Origin of the sequence: Pantoea sp. DY-5 (assembly GCF_019795955.1) — a bacterium.
Taxonomy (GTDB): domain Bacteria; phylum Pseudomonadota; class Gammaproteobacteria; order Enterobacterales; family Enterobacteriaceae; genus Pantoea; species Pantoea leporis.
Window position 1 is genome coordinate 306076 of record NZ_JAIMIE010000004.1, and the last position, 19510, is coordinate 325585.

General features: G+C 53.2%; 16 protein-coding genes. 15 read left to right on the forward strand and 1 reads right to left on the reverse strand.

Features of this window, described 5'->3' with window-relative positions:
- Window positions 1-60: 60 nt before the first annotated feature.
- Window positions 61-1278, reverse strand: coding sequence for a pyridoxal phosphate-dependent aminotransferase (locus K5Y30_RS15130; RefSeq protein WP_222211975.1), 1218 nt, complete (start codon window positions 1276-1278; stop codon window positions 61-63).
- A 967-nt stretch (window positions 1279-2245) separates the two neighbouring features.
- Between K5Y30_RS15130 and lrhA the strand changes: the two genes are divergently transcribed.
- The 15 genes from lrhA to K5Y30_RS15205 all read left to right on the forward strand — a co-directional run bounded on the left by lrhA (window position 2246) and on the right by K5Y30_RS15205 (window position 19506).
- Window positions 2246-3169, forward strand: a complete 924-nt coding sequence (lrhA, locus tag K5Y30_RS15135) for a transcriptional regulator LrhA (protein ID WP_021509211.1) — start codon at window positions 2246-2248, stop codon at window positions 3167-3169.
- Between the two features lie 660 nt (window positions 3170-3829).
- The gene (locus K5Y30_RS15140) at window positions 3830-4273 is read left to right on the forward strand and encodes an NADH-quinone oxidoreductase subunit A (RefSeq protein WP_007889316.1); all 444 of its coding nucleotides are present in this window, start codon (window positions 3830-3832) and stop codon (window positions 4271-4273) included.
- Window positions 4274-4288: 15 nt separating this feature from the next.
- A complete protein-coding gene (locus K5Y30_RS15145) occupies window positions 4289-4969 on the forward strand; it encodes an NADH-quinone oxidoreductase subunit B family protein (RefSeq protein ID WP_008105151.1) in 681 nt (226 codons plus the stop codon).
- A gap of 116 nt (window positions 4970-5085) precedes the next feature.
- Window positions 5086-6885 (forward strand): NADH-quinone oxidoreductase subunit C/D, encoded by a 1800-nt coding sequence (gene nuoC / locus K5Y30_RS15150; RefSeq protein WP_008105149.1) that lies wholly within the window; start codon window positions 5086-5088, stop codon window positions 6883-6885.
- 2 nt (window positions 6886-6887) lie between these two features.
- On the forward strand, window positions 6888-7403 hold the full coding sequence (gene nuoE, locus K5Y30_RS15155; RefSeq protein WP_008105146.1) for an NADH-quinone oxidoreductase subunit NuoE: 516 nt from the start codon (window positions 6888-6890) through the stop codon (window positions 7401-7403).
- A gap of 2 nt (window positions 7404-7405) precedes the next feature.
- Window positions 7406-8746: an NADH-quinone oxidoreductase subunit NuoF gene (gene nuoF, locus K5Y30_RS15160; RefSeq protein ID WP_176519213.1), complete on the forward strand. Its 1341-nt coding sequence runs from the start codon at window positions 7406-7408 to the stop codon at window positions 8744-8746.
- A gap of 103 nt (window positions 8747-8849) precedes the next feature.
- On the forward strand, window positions 8850-11573 hold the full coding sequence (nuoG, locus tag K5Y30_RS15165; RefSeq protein ID WP_222211976.1) for an NADH-quinone oxidoreductase subunit NuoG: 2724 nt from the start codon (window positions 8850-8852) through the stop codon (window positions 11571-11573).
- Window positions 11570-12547 (forward strand): NADH-quinone oxidoreductase subunit NuoH, encoded by a 978-nt coding sequence (gene nuoH / locus K5Y30_RS15170; RefSeq protein WP_008105140.1) that lies wholly within the window; start codon window positions 11570-11572, stop codon window positions 12545-12547. The genes nuoG and nuoH overlap by 4 nt, the downstream gene beginning before the upstream one ends.
- A gap of 11 nt (window positions 12548-12558) precedes the next feature.
- Window positions 12559-13101: an NADH-quinone oxidoreductase subunit NuoI gene (gene nuoI, locus K5Y30_RS15175; protein WP_007889332.1), complete on the forward strand. Its 543-nt coding sequence runs from the start codon at window positions 12559-12561 to the stop codon at window positions 13099-13101.
- Window positions 13102-13111: 10 nt separating this feature from the next.
- Window positions 13112-13663, forward strand: a complete 552-nt coding sequence (nuoJ, locus tag K5Y30_RS15180) for an NADH-quinone oxidoreductase subunit J (protein WP_008105138.1) — start codon at window positions 13112-13114, stop codon at window positions 13661-13663.
- Window positions 13660-13962 (forward strand): NADH-quinone oxidoreductase subunit NuoK, encoded by a 303-nt coding sequence (gene nuoK / locus K5Y30_RS15185; RefSeq protein WP_007889334.1) that lies wholly within the window; start codon window positions 13660-13662, stop codon window positions 13960-13962. Before nuoJ ends, nuoK begins: the two co-directional genes overlap by 4 nt.
- On the forward strand, window positions 13959-15794 hold the full coding sequence (gene nuoL, locus K5Y30_RS15190) for an NADH-quinone oxidoreductase subunit L (protein ID WP_176971190.1): 1836 nt from the start codon (window positions 13959-13961) through the stop codon (window positions 15792-15794). Before nuoK ends, nuoL begins: the two co-directional genes overlap by 4 nt.
- 84 nt (window positions 15795-15878) lie before the next feature.
- Complete coding sequence (gene nuoM / locus K5Y30_RS15195) at window positions 15879-17399, forward strand: NADH-quinone oxidoreductase subunit M (protein WP_222211978.1); 1521 nt, start codon at window positions 15879-15881, stop codon at window positions 17397-17399.
- A gap of 6 nt (window positions 17400-17405) precedes the next feature.
- Window positions 17406-18863: an NADH-quinone oxidoreductase subunit NuoN gene (nuoN, locus tag K5Y30_RS15200; protein WP_222211980.1), complete on the forward strand. Its 1458-nt coding sequence runs from the start codon at window positions 17406-17408 to the stop codon at window positions 18861-18863.
- 190 nt (window positions 18864-19053) lie between these two features.
- Complete coding sequence (locus tag K5Y30_RS15205; RefSeq protein WP_101763661.1) at window positions 19054-19506, forward strand: GNAT family N-acetyltransferase; 453 nt, start codon at window positions 19054-19056, stop codon at window positions 19504-19506.
- The last annotated feature ends 4 nt before the right edge of the window (window positions 19507-19510 follow it).

The following is a 19510-nucleotide window of genomic DNA, read 5'->3' on the forward strand; positions in this document are numbered from 1 at the left end:
TGTTCGTATGGCGGGGAAAGTTAGCTTTCCCCGAAATACGATGACTATACTCGTAGCTTGTTACTGACGATACCCTTGCAGGAAACGACCAAACTTGCTGACGGCCATTTCCAAATCGTCCACGCGCGGCAGCGTAACGATGCGTACGTGATCCGGCCACGGCCAGTTGAAAGCGGTGCCCTGAACCAGCAGCACTTTTTCCTGCAACAGGAAATCCAGCACCATCTTCTGATCGTCGAAGATGTTGAATTTCTTGGCGTCAATACGCGGGAACATATAGAGCGCACCTTGCGGCTTCACACAGCTGACGCCAGGAATATCATTAATCAATTCCCACGCACGCTGGCGCTGTTCATACAAACGTCCGCCGGGCGCGATAAATTCACTAATGCTTTGATAACCACCCAATGCGGTCTGAATCGCGTGTTGTGCCGGAACGTTGGCACACAGGCGCATCGACGCCAGCATCTCCAGCCCTTCAATGTAACCTTTGGCGTGTTTCTTCGGACCATTCAAAACCATCCAGCCCTGACGGAAACCCGCCACGCGATAAGTTTTGGACAAGCCGTTGAAGGTCACCGTCAGCAGATCGGGTGCCAGCGCAGCAATCGAATGATGTTGTGCTTCGTCGTAGAGAATCTTGTCGTAGATTTCATCGGCGAAAATAATCAGATTGTGCTGGCGCGCGATTTCAACAATCTCAAGCAACAACTCTTTGCTGTAAACCGCGCCGGTCGGGTTATTCGGGTTAATGATGACAATGCCACGCGTGCGCGGGGTGATCTTGCTGCGAATATCATCCAGATCAGGGAACCAACCTGCTGATTCATCACACAAATAATGCACCGCTTTACCGCTCGACAGCGAAACGGCAGCGGTCCACAGCGGATAATCCGGCGCAGGCACCAGCATTTCATCACAGCTGTTGAGCAATGCCTGCATCGCTTGCACAATCAGTTCGGATACGCCGTTACCAATATAGATGTCTTCGACAGTGACATCGCGCATGTCACGCGCCTGGTAATGCTGCATGATCGCTTTACGCGCCGAATACAGCCCCTTTGAATCGCAATAACCCTGCGAGCTCGGCAGATTGCGAATGACATCGACCAGAATTTCATCAGGCGCTTCGAAACCAAACGGGGCAGGGTTGCCGATGTTCAGCTTGAGAACTTTGTTGCCTTCTTCTTCGAGACGTTTAGCTTCTTTCAGTACCGGGCCACGGATGTCATAACAGACATTTTCCAGCTTGCCGGATTTATCAATTTGAAAATTCATTGTTACCGCCTTTATGGGCAGAGTCCTTTAACCTGCCACCAAAAATCAAACTCGCCCAATTTACTCTTCTCACCTTAACAAAAGAAGGGCAGCGCTTGGTTTTGGCGTGTTTGCCATTTTTTCCCCCTTCACTTGGCGTAAAAGTCATTGGAAATCGATTAATCTGGTTCATTAGTCCACAAATGTGAAGAATGTTAATATTAAACGCTGGTAAGGTGTGCCTGACGTGTAAATGCCTTCTTCCATCTACATCCGAGACAATTCAGAAATTTTTCAGTCAAAACTGGCTTAAAAAAACATTAGCGACCAGACGAAATAGTTAAATGAATCTTGTTGGATGGCGAAAAATTGTCTGGTAATGATTAAGCACTGTTTGGCGTCACAAAATAGAGTTCATTCTCATACACTTTTTATTGGCAGGATTAAGCACCATCGTCAGCTGCAACTCAGTGTAAAACACGCGCAAAATGGCATTTGCGCTGTATCTTTAACGTAAGTCTTTAATATTCAGAACCTGGAGGGGTTAAAAAAAGAGCAGCATTATGGCAGGATGTGTGCGAAAAGACTTTTGGTCAAAAATTGCGATGTTTTGAACAAAAACATTTCCATTTATAGCGTAAAAATGATTAAGTATAATTTATTATTTGATGCACTTTATCGCTTCGCATCTACATAACATGATGTTATTTCTTTTAACCCGCAGGGACTTTGTGCGGGAGACATAGACAACTACGCAGCTTCCAGCACCTGTACGACTTACGTTTTCGGCCCAGAAGTTCTGCTGTCTATAATGACGACGCTGCTCTGATCTCAGAGTGGTGCAATCGTCGGCATCCGCCTGACAAAATTTTTTCATGGCAGCTCCACACAGGGCTGTCATTAAGCACCATTGCCTCTTATCTCTTTGATAAGTCGGGTAATACACCAGGGTAGTAGTTTTAAAAAATCTTATAAGTGAAGAAAAAACATGACTAATGCAAATCGTCCGATACTGAATCTCGACCTCGATCTGCTGCGTACATTTGTTGCCGTTGCCGATCTGAACACTTTTGCAGCTGCCGCTGCCGCCGTGTGCAGAACGCAGTCCGCAGTGAGCCAGCAGATGCAACGTCTGGAACAATTGGTAGGTAAAGAGCTGTTTGCCAGACATGGACGTAATAAATTGCTGACGGAGCATGGCATTCAACTGCTGGGTTACGCCAGGAAAATCCTTCGTTTTAATGACGAAGCTTGCACCTCTTTAATGTACAGCAACATCCAGGGCGTTCTGACCATAGGCGCTTCAGATGATACTTCAGATACCATTCTGCCGTTCCTGCTTAACCGCGTAACGTCGGTCTATCCGAAGCTGGCCATTGATGTGCGTGTTAAGCGCAACCCGTTCATGATGGAAATGCTGAATCAAGGTGAAGTCGATTTGGTTGTGACCACGTCCAGCCCAGGAAACTTTACTTATCAGGTACTGCGTACATCACCAACATTGTGGTACTGCGCGGCAGATTATATCTTCCAGCGTGGAGAGGCCATTCCTTTGGTTCTGTTGGATGAGCCAAGCCCGTATCGCGATATGGCCATTGATCACCTCAACGAGGCTGGCATTCCGTGGCGCATCTCCTATGTTGCTTCAACGCTGGCTGCCGTCCGTGCAGCGGTTAAAGCCGGTTTGGGTGTGACAGCGCGTCCAGTTGAGATGATGAGTCCAGAACTGCGTGTGATGGGCGCGGCAGAAGGTTTGCCAGTATTGCCTGATACCCAGTATCTGCTGTGCCGTAATCCCGACAGCGATAACGAACTGGCGCTGGCGATCTTCAATGCCATGCAGTCCACCAACGATCCTTATAATTTGAGTGCTAATCCAGACGGTACCTTGTTACTGGATGATGAAGAGTAAGGGTTGCAGTTACTGGTAATTCCTCTCAATTGGAATACCGGTTAATTGTTAAAAGCGACAAAAATGAGCCTTAGCTGGGTAATTATCCGCTAAGGCTTTTTTTATGCCTTTTAACACGTCATTTTTAGAGCGATTTTCTGAAAAAGATTTCACTCGACATCTTAAAAATGAAATGTGTTCCATTTTTACTCTACATGGAATGATTTTATCAATTCGTGCCAACTTTCCCAGGGCAATTGCCCGTCCACTCCGCTGTTTTTTGCAGCATAAAACCCAGTTATGTGCTTTAGATCAAAAAAATACCCCTGACAAGGGGGGGGAATCTCGGGCGAGACCTGTCAAAATATGATTGTTAAATGCACGATCCACGCATGTGAATACCCGCTACACTAAAATTAACCTCACAAACTGAAGCGATTTAGCTGGCGCTCAGAGGGTTGAATGTTAATAATATGATGCAGCTGTAAAATAATGTTTGGATACTTTTGTCAAAGTTGACAAAAGGTTATAGAAAGGAGTAAAAACCCCTATAAAATTGCTGCTTTATTGCTAATGACAGCAAAGTTTATAAGGTTTTTTATCCTTCCCTTGAATCGATGTGGTGTGTTTGCTGCAACAGCGCAGGATGCCATCACCACTTTTGATGAGTAAGCAAAGAGTATGTCGACAACTACAGAAGTGATCGCTCATCACTGGGCATTTATTGTTTTTATCGTTATCGCATTCGGCCTGTGTGCCTTTATGTTGACCGGTGGCTGGTTGTTAGGTGGTCGTGCGCGTGCGCGACACAAGGACACCCCGTTCGAATCGGGTATTGAGTCGGTCGGTGACACTCATATTCGCCTCTCTGCAAAATTCTATCTGGTTGCGATGTTCTTCGTCATATTCGACGTCGAAGCCCTCTATTTATACGCATGGTCGACTTCCATTCGCGAAAGCGGTTGGGTCGGCTTTGTCGAAGCCGCAATTTTCATTTTGGTGCTCTTGGCAGGCCTGGTTTATCTGGTGCGCATCGGTGCGCTGGATTGGGCTCCTGCGCGTCGTCGCGTAGTGGTCAAATCTGTCCCGGTCAGTCACAGCCACACCAACCCTCATAAGCAGTAAAAGCGAGGCAATAAGATGGACTACACGCTGACACGCGTAGACCCGAACGGGGGCGGCGATAACGATCGTTATCCTCTGCAGAAACAGGAAACGGTTACCGATCCGCTGGAGCAACACGTTCACCGCAGCGTCTACATGGGCAAGCTCGAGCACGCTCTGCATGACATGGTGAACTGGGGTCGTAAAAACTCTCTATGGCCGTATAACTTCGGCCTTTCCTGTTGCTACGTGGAAATGACCACATCCTTCACCGCAGTGCATGACGTGGCACGTTTTGGCGCCGAAGTTATGCGCGCCTCGCCACGTCAGGCTGACTTCATGGTGATCGCCGGTACGCCATTTACCAAAATGGCGCCGGTTATTCAGCGTTTATATGACCAAATGCTGGAGCCGAAATGGGTGATTTCCATGGGCGCTTGCGCTAACTCGGGTGGCATGTATGACATCTACTCGGTGGTGCAGGGCGTGGATAAATTCCTGCCGGTTGACGTTTACATTCCTGGCTGCCCGCCGCGTCCAGAAGCTTATATGCAGGCGTTGCTGCTGCTGCGCGAGTCGATTGGCAAAGAGCGTCGTCCACTTTCGTGGGTGGTCGGTGATCAGGGTGTTTATCGCGCCAATATGCAGCCAGAGCGTGAAAGAAAGCGTGGCGAGCGTATTGCCGTCACCAACCTGAGATCGCCAGACGAAGTTTAAGCTTCCCGTACACGGATGGAGCCACGGCCACAGCAGAACATCACAATTTAATGTGCGCCGCCATCCTGACGCCTTCTTTTGAGCGCCTGATTACAGGCCGGAATGGTGAGTAACGTATGACTGATTTAACCACGCAAGATCTCGCACAGCCTTCATGGCAAACCCGCGATCACCTGGATGACCCAGTGGTCGGCGAGCTGCGTAACCGTTTTGGGCCGGATGCCTTTACCGTTCAGGCTACCCGCACCGGGATTCCGGTTGTCTGGGTAAAGCGTGAACAGCTATTAGAAATCGTTGAATTCCTGCGCAAGCTGCCAAAGCCGTATGTCATGCTTTATGACTTGCACGGTTTTGATGAGCGCTTACGCACTAACCGCGCCGGTTTGCCCGCCGCTGATTTTTCCGTTTTCTATCATCTGCTTTCAATTGAACGCAACCGCGACATCATGCTCAAGGTCGCTTTATCTGAAAACGATCTAAATGTGCCAACCATCACCAAAATTTTCGCCAACGCCAACTGGTATGAGCGCGAAACCTGGGAGATGTTTGGTATCACTTTCAATGGTCACCCGCACCTGACGCGCATCATGATGCCGCAGACGTGGGAAGGACATCCGCTGCGTAAAGATTATCCGGCGCGTGCTACCGAGTTCGATCCTTTCGAGCTGACTAAGCAGAAAGAAGATCTGGAGATGGAGGCGCTGACCTTCAAGCCTGAAGATTGGGGCATGAAGCGCAGCACCACCAATGAGGACTTTATGTTCCTCAACCTCGGTCCGAACCACCCCTCTGCGCACGGTGCTTTCCGCATCATTCTGCAGTTAGATGGTGAAGAAATCGTCGATTGCGTTCCCGATGTCGGCTACCACCATCGTGGCGCTGAGAAGATGGGCGAGCGCCAATCCTGGCACAGCTACATTCCGTACACCGACCGTATCGAGTACCTCGGCGGCTGCGTGAACGAAATGCCGTACGTGCTGGCGGTAGAAAAACTGGCGGGCATTACCGTGCCGGATCGCGTCAATGTGATCCGCGTGATGCTGTCTGAACTGTTCCGCATCAACAGCCATCTGCTCTACATCTCCACCTTTATTCAGGACGTTGGCGCGATGACGCCGGTGTTCTTCGCCTTTACCGATCGTCAGAAAATCTATGATGTGGTGGAAGCGATTACCGGTTTCCGCATGCACCCGGCGTGGTTCCGCATCGGCGGCGTCGCGCATGACCTGCCGAAAGGCTGGGAACGTCTGCTGCGCGACTTCCTCGACTGGATGCCGAAGCGTCTGAAAGAGTATGACAAAGCCGCACTGCGTAATACCGTGTTGATGGGCCGTTCACAAGGTGTTGCGGCGTACAACATGGATGAAGCTCTGGCGTGGGGCACCACCGGTGCAGGTCTGCGCGCGACCGGTTTAGATTTTGACGTGCGTAAATGGCGTCCATATTCAGGTTACGAAAACTTCGATTTCGAGATTCCGGTTGGCGCTGGCATCAGTGATGCGTACACCCGCGTGCAGCTGAAAATGGAAGAGATGTGGCAGTCACTGCGCATTCTGGAACAGTGCCTGAACAACATGCCTGAGGGCCCGTTCAAAGCGGATCACCCGCTGACAACGCCGCCGCCGAAAGAGCGCACGCTGCAGCACATTGAAACCCTGATCACTCACTTCCTGCAGGTTTCGTGGGGCCCAATCATGCCGGCCAACGAATCCTTCCAGATGATTGAGGCGACCAAAGGGATCAACAGTTACTACCTGACCAGCGATGGCAGCACCATGAGCTATCGCACCCGCGTGCGTACGCCGAGCTTCCCGCATCTGCAGCAGATCCCATCGGTGATCCGCGGCAGCCTGGTATCCGACTTGATCGTTTACCTCGGTAGTATCGATTTTGTTATGTCAGACGTGGACCGCTAATTATGCACGATCAAAAAATTGCTATTCACACCATCGACCCTACTGAGGTCTTCGTGCTGAGCGAGGCCGAGCACCACGCTATCGAGCACGAGAAACACCATTACGAAGATGCACGCGCCGCTTCGATCGAAGCGTTGAAGATCGTGCAGAAACAGCGTGGCTGGGTGCCAGACGGCGCGATTAACGCCATCGCAGACGTTCTGGGGATTCCAGCCAGTGATGTTGAAGGTGTGGCGACTTTCTATAGCCAAATCTACCGTACGCCGGTTGGCCGTCACGTTATTCGCTACTGTGACAGCGTGGTCTGCCATATCACCGGTTATCAGGGCATTCAGGATGCGCTGGAGCAGAAGTTGAACATCAAGCCGGGCCAAACCACGGCGGATGGACGCTTTACGCTGCTGCCAACTTGCTGCCTCGGTAATTGCGATAAAGGGCCAACCATGATGGTGGATGAAGATACCCATGTTCATCTGACGCCTGAAGGCATCGCCAACTTGCTGGAGCAGTATCAATGACCATTAAACAGATCATTCGTACTGCCGAAACGCATCCGCTGACCTGGCGTCTCCGTGACGACAAGCAGCCGATCTGGATCGATGAATATCGCAGTAAAAACGGTTATGTCGGCGCAGAAAAAGCGTTGAAAGATTTTAGCCAGGACGAAATCGTCGCCGCGGTCAAAGACTCAGGCCTGAAAGGTCGCGGTGGCGCAGGCTTTAACACTGGCCTGAAATGGAGCCTGATGCCGAAAGACGAATCCATGAACATCCGTTACCTGCTGTGTAATGCCGATGAAATGGAGCCGGGCACGTATAAAGACCGCTTGCTGATGGAGCAACTGCCACACCAGTTGGTGGAAGGCATGCTGATCAGTGCGTTCGCGCTGAAAGCCTATCGTGGCTACATCTTCTTACGTGGTGAGTACATCGAAGCGGCCGTTAATCTGCGTCGCGCGATTGCTGAAGCCACCGAAGCGGGCTACCTAGGCAAAAACATTCTTGGTACCGGTTTTGATTTCGAGCTGATCGTCCACACCGGCGCAGGTCGTTATATCTGCGGTGAAGAGACAGCACTGATCAACTCACTGGAAGGACGTCGTGCGAACCCGCGTTCTAAGCCACCATTCCCGGCCAGCGCCGGCGTGTGGGGCAAGCCGACCTGCGTTAACAACGTCGAAACGCTGTCGAACGTGCCTGCCATCTTCCTTAACGGCGTTGACTGGTACAAAAACATCTCTACCAGCGAAGACACCGGCACCAAAATGATGGGCTTTTCTGGCCGCGTGAAAAATCCTGGCGTCTGGGAATTGCCGTTCGGCACCACGGCACGTGAAATCCTTGAGGATTACGCCGGTGGCATGCGCGATGGCCTGAAATTTAAAGCCTGGCAGCCAGGCGGAGCAGGCACTGACTTCCTCACCGATCAGCACCTCGATTTGCCGATGGAATTTGCCAGCATTGGTAAAGCCGGCAGCCGTTTAGGTACTGCGCTGGCGATGGCGGTCGATCACGAAATCAACATGGTTTCGCTGGTGCGTAACCTGGAAGAGTTCTTTGCGCGCGAATCCTGCGGCTGGTGTACGCCGTGCCGTGATGGATTGCCATGGAGCGTGAAGATCCTGCGTGCGCTGGAGCAGAAGAAAGGTCAGCCGGGTGATATCGAAACCCTGCAGCAACTCTGCCGCCAGCTTGGCCCAGGTAAAACCTTCTGTGCCCACGCACCGGGCGCCGTCGAGCCATTGCAGAGCGCGATTAAATATTTCCGTGAAGAGTTTGAAGCTGGCATTGCGCCGCAGGTGTTTGGCAATACCCGAGCCATCGGCGGTATTCAGCCGAACCTGCTGAAAGCGCGCTGGTAATCAGCCGCCGTACACGGAACTCACCTCATGCCGAAATGGCGTGGGTAAAGAATTAGATGTTTAACGCTCGTCTTATGGCGAGCCTTACGGAAGCATGTTCACTATGGCTACAATCCATGTAGACGGTAAAGAATATGATGTGAACGGAGCGGACAACCTGCTGCAGGCGTGTCTCTCTCTGGGCCTTGATATTCCTTATTTTTGCTGGCATCCGGCGCTGGGAAGCGTGGGGGCCTGCCGCCAGTGCGCGGTGAAGCAATTCCAGAATGCCGAAGATACCCGCGGTCGCCTTGTCATGTCCTGCATGACGCCAGCGTCGGACGGCACCTTTATCTCCATCGACGATGGCGAAGCGAAAGAGTTTCGTGAAAGCGTGGTGGAATGGCTGATGACCAACCATCCGCACGACTGCCCGGTGTGCGAAGAGGGCGGTAACTGCCATCTGCAAGATATGACGGTAATGACCGGACACAGTTTCCGTCGTTATCGCTTCACCAAACGTACCCACCAGAATCAGGATCTCGGCCCGTTCATTTCTCATGAAATGAACCGCTGTATCGCCTGCTATCGCTGCGTGCGTTACTACAAAGATTATGCCGACGGCAAAGATCTTGGCGTTTATGGCGCTCACGACAACGTCTACTTTGGTCGTCCGGAAGATGGCACGCTGGAAAGCGAATTCTCCGGTAACCTGGTGGAAATCTGTCCGACCGGTGTATTCACCGATAAAACGCACTCCGAACGCTATAACCGTAAATGGGATATGCAGTTCGCGCCAAGCATCTGTCAGCAGTGCAGCGTGGGTTGTAACACCAGCCCAGGCGAGCGCTACGGCGAATTGCGTCGTATAGAAAACCGCTATAACGGCACCGTAAACCACTATTTCCTCTGCGATCGCGGTCGTTTCGGTTACGGCTACGTCAACCGCAAAGATCGTCCACGTCATCCGGTACAGCAACGCGGCAACGATTGGGTCAGCCTGAATGCTGAACAAGCGGTGAATGCGGCGGCGGATGTATTGCGTCGGGCGAAGAAAGTGATCGGTATCGGTTCTCCGCGTGCCAGCATTGAAAGCAACTTCGCGTTGCGTGAGCTGGTTGGCGCAGCCAACTTCTCAACCGGTATGCCAGCCGGTGAGCAGGCTCGGGTTGAGCTGATGCTGAAAGTCCTGCAGGACGGCGGCATCTACACGCCATCACTGCGCGAGATTGAAGGCTACGATGCGGTGCTGGTGCTGGGTGAAGATTTGACTCAGGTTGGCGCACGCGTGGCGTTGTCTGTACGTCAGGCAGTTAAAGGTAAAGCGCGTGAGATGGCAGCGGCACAGAAAGTGGCTGACTGGCAGATCGCGGCAATCCTTAACATCGGTCAGCACGCTAAACATCCGCTGTTCGTGACCAACGTTGACGAAACCCGTTTAGATGATATCGCTGCGTGGAGCTATCGCGCACCGGTGGAAGATCAGGCGCGTCTCGGCTTCGCTATTGCCAATGCGCTGGATGAAAGCGCGCCGGCAGTCAGCGGCTTCGACAGCAAACTGAACGGCAAAGTAGATGTGGTGGTTCAGGCGCTGGCAGGTGCGAAAAAACCGCTGATTATCTCCGGTACCCACTCCGGTAGTATCGCGATGATTGAAGCCGCAGCGAACGTGGCGAAAGCCCTGAAAGCGCGCGGTGCCGATGTCGGTATTACCTTCCTCGCGGGTGCGGCGAACAGCTTTGGCCTCGGCCTGATGGGCGGTCAATCGCTGGACAGCGCACTGGAGCAGCTGAGCAAAGGCGAAGCCGATGCGCTGGTGGTGCTGGAAAACGATCTCTATCGTCATGCGCCGAAAGCCAACGTAGATGCAGCGCTCGATACCACCGCCAACGTGATCGTGGTTGATCATCAACGTACCGCAACGCTGGAAAAAGCCGGTTTGGTGCTTTCAACCGCCAGCTTCGCGGAGAGCGATGGCACCTCCATCAACCACGAAGGCCGTGCGCAGCGCTTCTTCCAGGTTTACGATCCCGCTTATTACGATGACAGCGTCGTGATGCTGGAGAGCTGGCGCTGGTTGCGTTCGCTGCACAGCGCGGTTGAGAGCCGTCACATCGACTGGACTCAGCTGGATCACGTGATTGATGCCACCGTAGCGGCGCTGCCACAGCTGAAAGGCATTAAGGATGCCGCGCCAGACGCGAGCTTCCGTATCCGCGGTCAAAAACTGGCACGTTCACCGCACCGTAACAGTGGCCGTACTGCGATGCGCGCCAACATCAGCGTGCATGAACCGCGTCAGCCGCAAGATAAAGACACCATGTTTGCTTTCTCAATGGAAGGGAACAACCAACCCAGCGCACCGCGTTCGCAGATTCCATTTGCCTGGGCGCCGGGCTGGAACTCACCGCAGGCATGGAACAAGTTCCAGGCTGAAGTGGGCGGCAAACTGCGTCATGGCGATCCGGGCGTGCGTCTGTTTGAAGCCAGCGATCGTTCGCTGCCGTGGTTTACCGCGATTCCGGAAAGCTTTGTTGAAGGCAGCCAGTGGCGCGTCGCACCTTACTACCAGCTGTTTGGTAGCGAGGAGATGACACAGCGTTCAACCACCTTCCAGAAACGTATGTCACCGGCCACGCTGGTGATCAACCCGGCTGATGCTGAGAAACTGGGCGTTAATAGCGGTTCTTCCGTTGAGCTGGTGTGTGCGGGCGAAACACTGCGCTTGCCGGTACGTTTCTCTGCGTCGCTGCAAGCAGGGCAGGTTGGTTTACCGCTCGGTATGCCGGGCGTGCCGCCGTTCCTCTCAGGTGCGCAAATTGACAAACTGCAGGAGGCCGCGCAATGAGTTGGCTGACACCGGACGTTATTGAAATCCTGATCAACATCGGCAAAGCGCTGGTCATCTTGTTGGTAGTTGTCGGTTGCGGTGCTTTCATGAGTTTCGCCGAGCGTCGTCTGCTCGGCCTGTGGCAGAACCGCTACGGACCAAACCGTGTGGGTTGGGGCGGCTCGCTGCAACTGGCTGCTGACATGATCAAAATGTTCTTTAAAGAGGACTGGGTTCCGCCATTTACCGACCGCTTCATCTTTACGCTGGCACCGGTTATCGCCTTCGTATCGCTGCTGCTGGCTTTCGCCATTGTGCCAGTTTCGCCGACCTGGATGGTCACCGACCTGAACATCGGTCTGCTGTTCTTCCTGATGATGGCGGGCCTGGCGGTGTATGCGGTGCTGTTCGCGGGCTGGTCGAGTAACAACAAATACTCACTGTTGGGTGCGATGCGTGCATCGGCGCAGACGCTGAGCTATGAAGTGTTCCTTGGTCTGTCACTGATGGGCGTGGTGGCGCAAGCCGGCTCGTTCAACATGAATGCCATTGTCGAAAGCCAGGCGCATCTGTGGAACATCATTCCTCAGTTCTTCGGCTTCCTTACCTTCTGCATCGCGGGCGTAGCGGTATGTCACCGTCATCCGTTTGACCAACCAGAAGCAGAGCAGGAACTGGCGGACGGTTACCACATCGAATACGCCGGTATGAAATTCGGTCTGTTCTTCGTCGGTGAATACGTGGCGATCACCACCGTTTCAGCGCTGATCGTGACGCTGTTCTTCGGTGGCTGGCACGGTCCGTTCCTGCCGCCATTCATCTGGTTCGCTCTGAAAACAGCGTTCTTTATGGTGATGTTTATCCTGATTCGTGCTGCGCTGCCGCGTCCACGCTATGACCAGGTGCTGTCGTTCGGCTGGAAAGTGTGTCTGCCGTTGACGCTGTTGAACCTGCTGGCGACCGCCGCAGTGATTCTGTACACCGCGCAGTAAGGGACATTGAGATGACTTTAAAAGATATTGTCGTTGGCTTCGGCACGACAGTGCGCAGTATCTGGATGATAGGCATGCATGCCTTCGCCAAGCGCGAAACCCAAATGTATCCGGAAGAGCCGGTTTATCTGCCGCCGCGTTACCGTGGCCGTATCGTGCTGACGCGCGATCCGGACGGTGCAGAGCGCTGCGTTGCCTGTAACTTATGTGCGGTAGCTTGTCCTGTCGGCTGTATCTCACTGCAGAAAGCCGAGACGCAGGATGGACGTTGGTATCCCGAGTTCTTCCGCATCAACTTCTCACGTTGCATCTTCTGTGGCCTGTGTGAAGAGGCTTGCCCAACCACCGCAATTCAGCTGACACCCGATTTCGAACTGGGTGAGTTTAAGCGTCAGGATCTGGTGTATGAGAAAGAAGACTTGCTGATTTCCGGTCCGGGTAAATATCCGGAGTACAACTTCTATCGTATGGCTGGTATGGCGATCGACGGAAAAGAGAAGGGCGAAGCGGAAAACGAAGCCAAGCCGATCGACGTCAAAGGGTTGTTACCTTAAGGAGCCAGGTATGGAATTTGCGTTTTATCTTTGCGGACTGGTGGCGGTGTTGACGACGCTGCGCGTCATCACCCACACCAATCCAGTACATGCGCTGCTGTACCTGATTGTTTCGCTGCTATCGATTGCCGGCGTGTTCTTCTCAATGGGCGCCTACTTTGCCGGTGCGCTGGAAATCATCGTCTACGCAGGTGCCATCATGGTGCTGTTCGTCTTCGTGGTGATGATGCTGAACCTGGGAAAAACCCAGCAGGATCAAGAGCGCGAATGGCTGAAGCCTTCGCTGTGGATTGGTCCGGGCATCGTCTCTTTACTGCTGCTGGCGGTAATGATTTACGCGATTAGCACGGCAACCGATCAGGGCATTGATGGCACCGTCATCGACGCGAAAGCAGTCGGTATCAGCTTGTTTGGTCCCTATGTTCTGGCGGTTGAGCTGGCATCAATGCTGCTGCTCGCCGGTCTGGTCGTGGCCTTCCATATTGGACGTGAAGAGCGTCACGGCGAAGTGCTGAGCAATCGTCAAGCTGATGCGCAAGCGAATAAGGAGGATCACGCATGATCCCGTTACAACACGGCCTGATGCTGGCCGCTGTGCTGTTTGTTCTCGGCCTGACCTCCGTGGTGCTGCGTCGTAACATCCTGTTTATGCTGATTGGTCTGGAAATCATGATCAATGCCTCCGCGTTAGCGCTGGTGGTAGCAGGCAGCTATTGGGGACAAGCTGATGGTCAGGTGATGTACATCCTGGCAATTAGCCTTGCGGCGGCGGAAGCGAGTATTGGTCTGGCGCTGTTGCTCCAGCTCTATCGTCGTCGTCAGACGCTGAACATTGACACAGTGAGCGAGATGCGCGGATGAATCTTCTCTATTTAACCGTATTATTTCCGCTGATTGGCTTCCTGCTATTGGCGTTTTCACGCGGTCGCTGGTCGGAGAACCTGTCGGCAGCAATCGGTATGGGTTCTGTTGGTCTGGCAGCATTAACCACTATTTATGCCGGTTTCGACTTCTTTAACCAGGGTCAGCAGCCGTTTACTCAGGCGCTTTGGACCTGGATTCACGTCGGCAACTTTGACATTAAAGTGAATCTGGTGCTGGACGGACTTTCTCTGACCATGCTGTCCGTCGTCACCGGCGTTGGCTTCTTCATCCACATGTTCGCTTCATGGTACATGCGTGGTGAAGAGGGTTATTCGCGCTTCTTCGCTTACACCAACCTGTTCATCGCGAGCATGGTGGTGTTGGTGCTGGCCGATAACTTGATGCTGATGTATCTCGGCTGGGAAGGCGTGGGCCTGTGCTCATATCTGCTGATTGGCTTCTACTACAGCAATCCAGAGAACGGCAAAGCGGCGATGAAGGCCTTTATTATCACCCGCGTAGGTGATGTGTTCCTCGCTTTCGCCTTGTTCATCCTCTACAACGAACTGGGCACGCTGAACTTCCGCGAACTGGTTGAACTGGCACCAGCCCACTTCGCTGCAGACAACCACATGCTGCAGTGGGCAACCCTGATGCTGTTGGGTGGCGCGGTCGGTAAATCGGCACAGCTGCCATTACAAACCTGGCTGGCGGATGCGATGGCCGGTCCAACTCCGGTTTCGGCACTGATTCACGCCGCGACCATGGTAACCGCCGGTGTTTACCTGATTGCACGTACACACGGTCTGTTCCTGTTGACGCCGGAAGTACTGCATCTGGTAGGTATCATTGGTGCGATTACATTGGTGCTGGCAGGTTTTGCTGCGCTGGTGCAAACCGACATCAAACGCGTGCTGGCTTACTCCACCATGAGTCAGATCGGCTACATGTTCCTCGCGCTTGGCGTGCAGGCATGGGACGCGGCGATTTTCCACCTGATGACGCATGCCTTCTTTAAAGCCTTGTTGTTCCTCTCTTCGGGCTCGGTCATTCTTGCCTGCCATCACGAGCAGAATATTTTCAAAATGGGCGGCCTGCGTAAGAGCATCCCGCTGGTATATGTCTGCTTCCTGGTGGGCGGTGCCGCGCTGGCCGCGCTGCCGCTGATCACCGCAGGTTTCTACAGTAAAGATGAAATCCTGTTTGGTGCGATGGCGAATGGTCACATCAATCTGATGGTAGCGGGTCTGGTGGGTGCATTCCTCACTTCGATCTACACCTTCCGCATGATCTTTATCGTGTTCCACGGTGAAGAGAAAATTCATGCTCACGCCGGTAAAGGCATTACGCATCACCTGCCGCTGATTGTTCTGATGGTGCTCTCCACCTTTATTGGTGCGCTGATTACACCTCCTCTGGCGGGTGTTCTGCCGCAGAACGAGTTTGGTGAAGGCGGCAAAGTGATGCTGGAAATCACCTCAGGCGTGGTGGCCATTGTCGGTATCCTGATCGCGGCAGCACTGTGGCTGGGTAAACGTCAACTGGTGACCAGCATTGCTAACAGCGCGCCGGGGCGTTTCTTCGGCACCTGGTGGTTCGCGGCCTGGGGCTTCGACTGGCTGTATGACAAGGTGTTTGTAAAACCTTATCTCGGCATTGCCTGGTTACTGAAGCGCGATCCGCTTAACTCACTGATGAACCTGCCTGCGCTGCTGTCGCGCATTGGTAATAAAGGTTTGGTAGTGAGCGAAAACGGTTATCTTCGCTGGTACGTTGCCTCGATGAGTGTTGGTGCCGTTGTGGTGCTGGCGCTGCTGCTGGTGATTTAAAGATTGATGAGCGGGGCGGGTTCGCTCGCCCAATTAGAATGTCAAAAATTGCCTGAAGTAAGGCAATAAAAAGGGAAGTTTGCCGTGTTATTACCTTGGCTAATTATCATACCTTTTGTCGGTGGCTTGCTCTGCTGGCTTGCGGAGCGTCTTGGCGCAAAAGTTCCGCGCTGGATTGCCATGATCACCATGGGCCTGACGCTAGCGCTTGGCCTGCAGCTGTGGTTGCAGGGAGGCTATTCACTGACGCAGGCTGCGGGCATTCCGCAATGGCAATCGACTTTCTCAGTAGCGTGGATCCCGCGTTTTGGCATCAACTTCCATCTGGCGATTGATGGTCTGTCCCTGCTGATGGTGGTGCTGACCGGACTGCTCGGTTTGATGGCGGTGCTGTGCTCCTGGAACGAAATTGAGAAATATCAGGGCTTCTTCCACCTCAACCTGATGTGGATTCTCGGTGGTGTGATTGGCGTTTTCCTCTCCATCGACATGTTCCTGTTCTTCTTCTTCTGGGAAATGATGCTGGTGCCGATGTACTTCCTCATCGCACTGTGGGGCCACAAAGCATCAGACGGTAAAACGCGTATCAGCGCGGCGACCAAGTTCTTCATCTACACCCAGGCATCTGGTCTGATCATGTTGGTGTCGATTCTGGCGCTGGTCTTTGTCCATTACAACGCCACCGGCGTATGGACTTTCAGCTACGAAGAACTGCTGAAAACCCCAATGTCGCACACCGTTGAATATCTGCTGATGCTCGGCTTCTTTATCGCCTTTGCGGTGAAAATGCCAGTGGTGCCATTGCACGGTTGGTTACCCGATGCGCATAGCCAGGCACCCACCGCTGGTTCGGTTGACCTCGCAGGTATCTTGCTGAAAACCGCGGCCTACGGCTTGCTGCGCTTTAGTCTGCCGCTGTTCCCGAATGCGTCAGCAGAGTTCGCACCGATTGCCATGTGGCTGGGTATCATCGGCATCTTCTACGGTGCATGGATGGCATTCTCACAAACTGATATCAAGCGACTGATCGCTTACACCTCTATTTCGCACATGGGCTTCGTGCTCATCGCCATCTACACTGGCAGCCAGCTGGCCTTCCAGGGCGCGGTGATTCAGATGATTGCGCACGGTCTCTCTGCTGCGGCACTGTTCATCTTGTGTGGTCAGCTGTATGAGCGTCTGCACACCCGCGACCTGCGTCAGATGGGCGGCTTGTGGTCACGTATCAAATGGATTCCGGGTCTGTCACTGTTCTTCGCGGTTGCAAACCTTGGTATGCCGGGCACCGGTAACTTTGTTGGCGAATTTATGATTCTGACCGGCAGCTTCCAGGTGGTACCGGTGATTATCGTCATTGCAACCTTTGGTCTGGTGTTTGCTTCGGTTTACTCCCTGATCATGATGCAGCGCGCTTACTTCGGCGAAGCAAAGTCGAAAGATCCGCTGCCAGGCATGTCACCGCGTGAGTTCATGACTATCGGCGTATTGGTGGTGTTGCTGGTGCTGCTGGGGATTTATCCTCAGCCGATCCTCGACACATCCCATGCTGCGATGAGCAATATTCAGCAGTGGTTTACCGCTTCAATTTCAACTACAAGGCCGTAATTCGCCATGACAATAACTCCTCAACATCTGATCGCGTTACTGCCGCTGTTGATCGTCGGATTGACGGTGGTGGTGGTGATGCTGTCCATTGCGTGGCGACGCAATCACTTTGTTAATGCCACGCTGACGGTGATCGGACTTAACATTGCGCTGTTTTCTCTGTGGTTTGTAGGCCAGGCGGGAGCGATGGACGTCACGCCGCTGCTGCGCGTTGATGGCTATTCGATGTTCTACACCGCGCTGGTGGTGCTGGCGAGTTTAGCCACCTGCACCTTCGCTTATCCGTGGCTGGCCGGTTTCCCGGACAACAAAGATGAGTTCTATCTGCTGGTGCTGATTGCAGCACTCGGCGGGATCGTGCTGGCGAGCGCCAATCATCTGGCAGCGCTGTTCATCGGTATCGAACTGCTGTCACTGCCGCTGTTTGGTTTGATTGGTTATGCTTTCCGCCAGAAACGTTCGCTGGAAGCGTCGCTGAAATATACCATTCTGTCGGCGGCGGCCTCATCGTTCCTGCTGTTCGGTATCGCGCTGATTTATGCTGATTCCGGCAGCCTGAGCTTTGTGCAGCTGGGTAAAAGTCTGAGCGATAGCATGATTCAGGAGCCGCTGTTGCTGCTCGGTCTGGGCATGATGATTATCGGACTGGGCTTTAAACTGTCGCTGGTTCCTTTCCATCTGTGGACGCCAGACGTTTATCAGGGTGCGCCTGCGCCGGTTTCAACCTTCCTCGCCACCGCCAGCAAGATCGCCATCTTTGGCGTGATCATGCGCCTGTTCATGTACGCGCCAGTCACTGACAGCGAAGCGGTTCGTACCGTGCTGGGCATCATTGCCTTTGCGTCGATTCTGTTCGGTAACCTGATGGCGATTTCCCAGAGCAACATTAAGCGTCTGCTCGGTTACTCCTCGATCGCGCACCTTGGTTATCTGTTGGTGGCGCTGATTGCGGTGAAAACCCATCAGCTGTCGCTGGAAACCGCAGGTGTTTATCTGGCCGGATACCTGTTCAGCAGCCTTGGCGCGTTCGGCGTAGTGAGCCTGATGTCGAGCCCATATCGCGGTCCGGATGCCGATACGCTCTATTCCTATCGTGGTCTGTTCTGGCATCGTCCGATTCTGTCTGCGGTAATGACGGTGATGATGTTGTCACTGGCGGGTATCCCAATGACGCTTGGCTTCATCGGTAAGTTCTACGTTATCGCCTCGAGTGTGAATGCACATCTGTGGTGGTTGAGTGGCGCGGTGGTAGCGGGTAGTGCGATTGGTCTTTACTACTATCTGCGCGTGACGGTGAGCCTGTATCTCAGCCCACCAGAACTGCACAATCGCGATACGCAAGCCAACTGGGCGTTTACGGCCGGCGGCGTTGTAGTGCTGATCTCTGCGATTCTGGTGCTGCTGCTCGGTGTTTATCCGCAGCCGCTGATTACACTGGTGCAGATGGCTCAGCCGCTAAGGTAATTCAGATTCACGAAACCACTGAATCAGGCCTGCGGGCCTGATTTTTTTTGCCTGCAGTTCACGGCGTAGTGAGAGGTTGAGCACAGAGTCACCACGAGGTTTTCAGCTGCCGCTGCTGCTCACTGCGTTTGGCGTAGCCAGTGTGATATTCTCAGCGGATCCCTTTTTTTCGCTCAGACAAGGAAGCACCATGGAAATGCTTTGGCTTGATTGCCACCACAGTGAACTGACAGCGCAACAACTCTACACTTTGCTGGCACTGCGCAATCATGTCTTCATCGTGGAACAAAACTGTCCTTATCAGGATATTGATGGCCAGGATCTAGCTGCCGAAAATCGCCACATTCTCGGATTTCTCGACGGTAAGCTGCTGGCCTATGCGCGCGTGTTAACGCCAGCGCTAGACTCTGCGCCGGTAATGATTGGTCGTGTGATTGTTTCTGAAGAAGCACGCGGTTTGAAGCTGGGCTATCGCTTGATGGAGAAGGCGCTGGAGAGCTGTGAAAAGTATTGGTCGCAGCGCGCTATTTATCTCTCTGCGCAGGCACATCTGGAAGGGTTCTACGGTCGTCTGGGCTTTAAAGCGGTGACTGAAGTCTACATGGAAGATGACATTCCGCACATCGGCATGCAAAAAGCATAACGGC